Source organism: Kitasatospora sp. MBT66 (assembly GCF_000710405.2).
Classification (GTDB): domain Bacteria; phylum Actinomycetota; class Actinomycetes; order Streptomycetales; family Streptomycetaceae; genus Kitasatospora; species Kitasatospora purpeofusca.
Genome location: NZ_JAIY01000006.1, coordinates 1,316,509 through 1,322,129, shown reverse-complemented (window position 1 = coordinate 1,322,129; position 5,621 = coordinate 1,316,509). Strand labels below are relative to the sequence as shown.

General features: G+C 75.3%; 2 protein-coding genes. Both read left to right on the top strand.

The window, feature by feature from the left end:
- A partial coding sequence (locus tag BI06_RS18305; RefSeq protein ID WP_233290181.1) for a SpoIIE family protein phosphatase occupies positions 1–2,588 on the top strand: 2,588 nt, incomplete at its 5' end.
- Positions 2,589–2,798: 210 nt separating this feature from the next.
- A complete protein-coding gene (locus tag BI06_RS18300) occupies positions 2,799–5,402 on the top strand; it encodes a SpoIIE family protein phosphatase (RefSeq protein ID WP_369826146.1) in 2,604 nt (867 codons plus the stop codon).
- Positions 5,403–5,621: the final 219 nt, after the last annotated feature.

Genomic DNA, 5,621 nt, shown 5'->3' with positions numbered 1-5,621 from the left:
CGCCCGACGCGGCCGCTCCGGCCGGAGCCCGGGGCCGCCCGGGCCGGCCGTTCCCCGGGGGGCCGCGCGCCCTCCCGGAGACCCCGGGCCGGGCCGGACCAGGCTCCGCCCCCGGCCCCGGCAGGACGGCCGGCGGCAGCCTCTTCGACGTGGTCAAGGTGGCCATCGCGATCCTCGACACGGCCGGCCGGGTGGCGCTCTGGAGCCCGGCCGCCGAGGAACTGCTCGGTTGGCCCAACGAGCTGCTGGTCGGCCGCCGGATCGACGAGCTGATCCCGGACGAGGACCAGGTGCTCCGGATCCGGGCCGCGATCCAGGACACGCTGCGCAACGGCCGCTGGTCCGGCCCGGCCGAGCTGCGCGACCGGGACGGCGTCCCGGTGCTGGTGGACGCCCGGATCTCGCTCCTCGTCGACGGCGACGGCAACCCGTTCCTCCAGGTCAACCTCTCCGAGGCGGCGGCCGTCCGGGCGGTTGAGCGCGACCTCGCGGTACGGGACGCGCTCTTCGAGCAGTCCCCGCTCGGCATCGCGATCCTCGACACCGAACTGCGCTACACGGCCGTCAACCGGACCCTCGCCGAGATGAACGGCGCCACCCCGGAGGACCACGTCGGCCGCACCACCGGCGAGACCCTGCCCGAGCGCGCCGCCGACGAGATCACCGCGATCCAGCGCCAGGTGCTGGCCACCGGCGAGCCGGTCATCGACGTCACGCTCGCCTCGCCGGTCACCGCCCGCTCCGGGTACCGCTCGATCTCCTACAGCCGGATGACCGACCGCTCCGGACGGGTCCTCGGCATCTCCGGCACCGTGATGGACGTGACCGAGCGTTATCGGGCGGTGGCCAAGGTCGAGCACGCCCGCCGCCGGCTGTCGCTGCTCAACGAGTTCGGCTCCCGGGTCGGTGACCTGCTGGACGCCTCCCGGATCGCGCAGGAGCTGGCCAGCGCGGTGGTCCCCAGGCTGACCGACCACGCGGCCGTGATCCTGCTCCAGGCCGTCGCGCACGGTGACGACCTGCCCCGGCACGGACACGACCGCCGCACCTCGCTGCTCCAGCTCGGCACGGCCTCCGTGCAGGACGGCCCCGAGGTCGAGGTGATGCTGCGGCGCGGCGCCCGGATCACCTTCGCCGAGGACTCCGCCTGCGGCCGGGTGCTGCGCACCGGCGTCCCCGAGCTGCTCTCGGGCGCCGACCAGCTGAGCGACATCACCTACGCCGGCGACCCGAAGATGCAGGCGGCGTACGACCTGGGCGTGCACTCGATGCTGGTGGTGCCGCTGCGGGCCCGGGGCATCGTGATCGGACTTCTGCTGGTCAGCCGGGCCGGCTACCGCGAGGGCTTCGACCGGGACGACCTGGCGTTCACCGTCGAGCTGGCCGACCGGGCGGGCTCCTCGCTGGACAACGCCCGGCTCTACGCCCGGGAGCGCACCGCCGCCCTCACCCTCCAGCGCACCCTGCTGCCGCAGCAGGTGCCGCAGCCCACCGGCGTCGAGGTCGCCTACCGGTACGTGCCCGGCAGCAGCGGCACCGAGGTCGGCGGCGACTGGTTCGACGTCATCCCGCTGCCCGGGGACCGCACCGCGCTGGTGGTCGGCGACGTGATGGGGCACGGCCTGCGGGCCGCCGCGACCATGGGCCGGCTGCGCACCGCCGTCCGGGTGCTGGCCGCCCTGGACCTGCCGCCGGACGTGCTGCTGCGGCACGTCCACGAGCTGGCCGACGACCTCGCCCAGGGGCCGGACGAGGCCCTGCTCGCGACCTGCGTGTACGCGGTGTTCGACCCGGCCACCGCGACCCTGACCGTCGCCAAGGCCGGCCACATCCCGCCGGTGCTGGTGGTGCCGGGGGAGGAGTCGGACGGGCCGACCCGGACCGGCGGCCCGCTGCTCGGGGGCGTCGGCCGGATCCTGGAGCTGCCCTCGGGCGCCCCGCTCGGCGTGGGCGGGGTCCCGTTCGAGGCGGTCGAGCTGAAGATCCCCGAGGGCAGCCTGCTGGCGCTGTGCACCGACGGCCTGGTGGAGTCCCGGGACAAGGACCTGGACGTGGGCCTCGGCCGGCTGGTCACCGTGCTCCAGGAGCCGTACGCGTCGATCCAGGCGGCCTGCGAGGCGGTGCTGGGCACCATGGAGCAGGGCCGGGAGCCGGACGACGTGGCGCTGCTGCTGGCCCGGCTCGGCCACGGGCAGGCCGGCACCCCGACGGCGGGCTGGACCCTGCCCGCCGAGCCGACCGCCGTCTCCCGGGCCCGCCGGCTGGTCCGCGCGACGCTGGCCGAGTGGGGCGTCGAGCAGCTCACCGACACCGCCGAGCTGCTGGTCAGCGAGCTGGTCACGAACGCCGTCCGGTACGCGAGCGCGCCGATCGGGGTGCGGCTGACGCTCGGCGAGACGCTCCTGGTGGAGATCTCCGACCCGCTGCCGGACCCGCCCCGGGAGCGGCACGCGGCCGAGGCGGACGAGGGCGGGCGCGGGCTGGAGCTCGTCGCCCGGCTGGCCCTGCACTGGGGTGCCAGGGCCGAGGGGATGGGCAAGGTGGTCTGGTTCGAGCAGGCGCTGCCGGGCACTCCGGGCGCCGAGTAGAACTCCCTGCATATGCCACCGGAGGGCCTCGGGGGAGCGCGCGCCCCGGTAGGGGGCGCGAGCGTGGCATTGTGGTTGCGCGGGCGGTAGGACAAAAACCTTCGCCCGATCTGATGTTGTGATGTTGAGGGCGTGTGAACGTACCCCTCGATGATGAATACTCGGTCTTCTCGACATCCGGACGGTCGCGGGTTTGGAGGGGTCGGTCCGTTGAACAGCACCCCGGCGCGCAATGCGCCGAGCAGCAGCGGTCATGCCGCTGTACCCGGGCAGGCCGGCGCCCAACACGTGCCGGCCCCCGCCCACCAGTCGCCCGCCCCCGTCCGTGCCGCCCGGCCGGCCGCCGAGGGGCAGCGCTGGGGCGCCGGGGATCCGGGCTCGATCTACGACTACATCCGGGTCGCCACCTTCGCCATCGGCCCCGACGGCCGGATCAGCCAGTGGAGCGAACGGGCCGCCGAGTTCTTCGGCGTCACCGCCGTCGAGGCGGTCGGCGCCGACCCGGTGACCACCTTCGTGCCGCGCGAGCTCTGGCAGCGCGGCCGGACCAGGCTGGAGCGCACCCTCGCCGGCGAGGAATGGGTCGGCACCGCCCCGTACCGGCACGCCGACGGCGGCGAGGGACTCGCCGAGCTCTACCTGATGCCGGACAGCGCGCTGCCCACCGCCGGCGCCACCTGTCTCGCGGTCGACCTCGGCCGGCTCCGCCGGATCGAGACCGATCTGGCCGCGTCGGAGGCGGTTTTCGGCCAGACTCCGACCGGCTTCGTGCTCTTCGACGACCGGCTCCGCCTCCAGCGGGTCAACGACGCCTTCGCCTCCGGAATGGGCCTGGCGCCCACCGACCTGGAGGGCCTCACCCCGCACGACATCTTCCCCGGTGCCGAGGCCGACCGCCTCACCGCCGCCCTGCGCAAGGTCCTCGCCAGCGGCGAGCCCGTCTTCGACCTGCGCTTCCACGCCGCCGTCCCGACCCGCGAGGGCAACCGGCTCTGGGCCGTCTCGCTCTACCGCCTCAACGGCGCCGCCGGCCAGCCGATGGGTGTCGCCGGCCAGGTCTCCGACGTCACCAGCCGGCACGTCGCCGAGCGCGAGGCCGACGGCGTCCGCCGCAACCTCGCGCTGCTCAACGAGGCCAGCGCCCACATCGGCTCCACCCTCGACCTGGAGACCACCGCCAAGGAGCTGCTGGACGTCGTCGTCCCGCCGTTCTGCGACCTCGCCACCGTCGACCTGTACACCGCGCTGCTCTCCGGCGAGACCGTGCCCAGCGCGGGCCGGCTCGGCGACACCGTGCTCACCGACGGCAGCGGCGAACTCCGCCGGGTCGCCGTCTCCAGCGTGGTCGGCGGCGCCTCCTCGGTGCTGGGCTCGGTCACCGGCCTGCCCATCGCCGAGGCCGGCGGCACCCTCTGCTACCCCCGCCGCTCCCCGCACGCCCGGGCCCTGCGCACCGGCCGCAGCGTCGTCCCCGAGCCCGGCCCCGACCCGCTGCTGCGCTCCACCCTGATCGTCCCGCTGGTCGCCCGCGACCAGGTGCTCGGCCTGGTCCAGCTCTCCCGGGCGATCGGCAGCGAACCCTTCGACGCCCGTGACGTCGCCATCGCCGAGGAGCTCGTCGCCCGCGCCGCCGTCTGCATCGACAACGCCCGGCTCTACCGCCGCGAGCACGAGCGCGCGCTGATCCTCCAGCGCAGCCTGCTGCCCCCGGGCAACCCGGCCGCCAGCGGCCTGGAGATCGCCTGCCGCTACCTGCCCAGCAACAACAACACCGAGGTCGGCGGCGACTGGTTCGACGTCATCCCGCTGCCCGGCAACCGCACCGCCCTGGTCATCGGCGACGTGATGGGCCGCGGCCTGCGCGCCGCCGTCGCCATGGGCCAGCTGCGCACCGCCGTCCGCACCCTCGCCATGCTCGACCTCGACCCGGCCGAGGTGCTCACCGCCCTCGACGAGATCGCCCGCGGCCTCGGCGACGACACCGCGCCGGCCGCCCGTTCCACCCCGTACGGACGGCTCACCTCCACCGCCGACGAGGAGGCCCGCGAGGTCTACCTGGCGACCTGCGTCTACGCGGTCTTCGACGCCGTCACCCGGCGCTGCGTCTTCGCCAACGCCGGCCACCTCCCGCCGGTGCTGCTCAGCCCCGGCGAGAGCGCCCGGATGCTGGACGTGCCGCCGGGCCTGCCGCTCGGCGTCGGCGGCGAGCCCTTCGAGGAGGTCGAGCTGACCCTGCCGGACGGCGCCGTGCTCGGCCTCTACACCGACGGCCTGGTGGAGAGCCGCAAGCACCAGCTGGACGAGGGCCTGAAGGCGTTCCGCACCGCGCTCTCCGCCGAGGGCAAGGGCCTGGAGGACCTCTGCGACCACGTCCTCGGCGAGCTCAACCCGCACCACGGCGAGGACGACATCGCCCTGCTGATGGCCCGGGTGCACGCCTTCCCGGCGGACGCCGTCGGCCAGTGGTTCCTGCCGCCCGAGCCCACCTCGGTGGCCAAGGCCCGCGAGGCCGCCTGCAGCTGGCTGCTCGCCCGCGGTCTGGACGATCTGGTCGACACCACCGAGCTGCTGGTCAGCGAACTGGTCACCAACGCGCTGCGGCACGGCCGGGGCGAGATCCGGCTGCGGCTGCTGCGCGACCGGACCATGGTGTGCGAGGTCTGGGACGACGGCTACGCCCAGCCCCGGCAGCGGCGCGCCCACGAGACCGACGAGGGCGGGCGCGGCCTGCAGCTGGTCAGCCTGCTCGCGGAGCGCTGGGGCAGCCGGCGCACCCCCAAGGGCAAGATCGTCTGGTTCGAGCTGGGGCTGTAGGGACCGGGGCAGGTCCCGGCAGCCCCGGTCGGCCGTACCGCCGATCGGGTGCCGCACCCGGTCGGCCGCCGTGTCGCCGCCGCCGGGGGCCGGGCGGCGGCGTTCCATGGCCGCCATGCGCGCCCGCCTCCCCGTCGCAGCCGCCGCGCTGCTGCTCGCCCTCGGTGCCACCTCCGGCTGCCTCGGCGGCCCCGGTCCGGCCCGCACCGCCCGGACCCC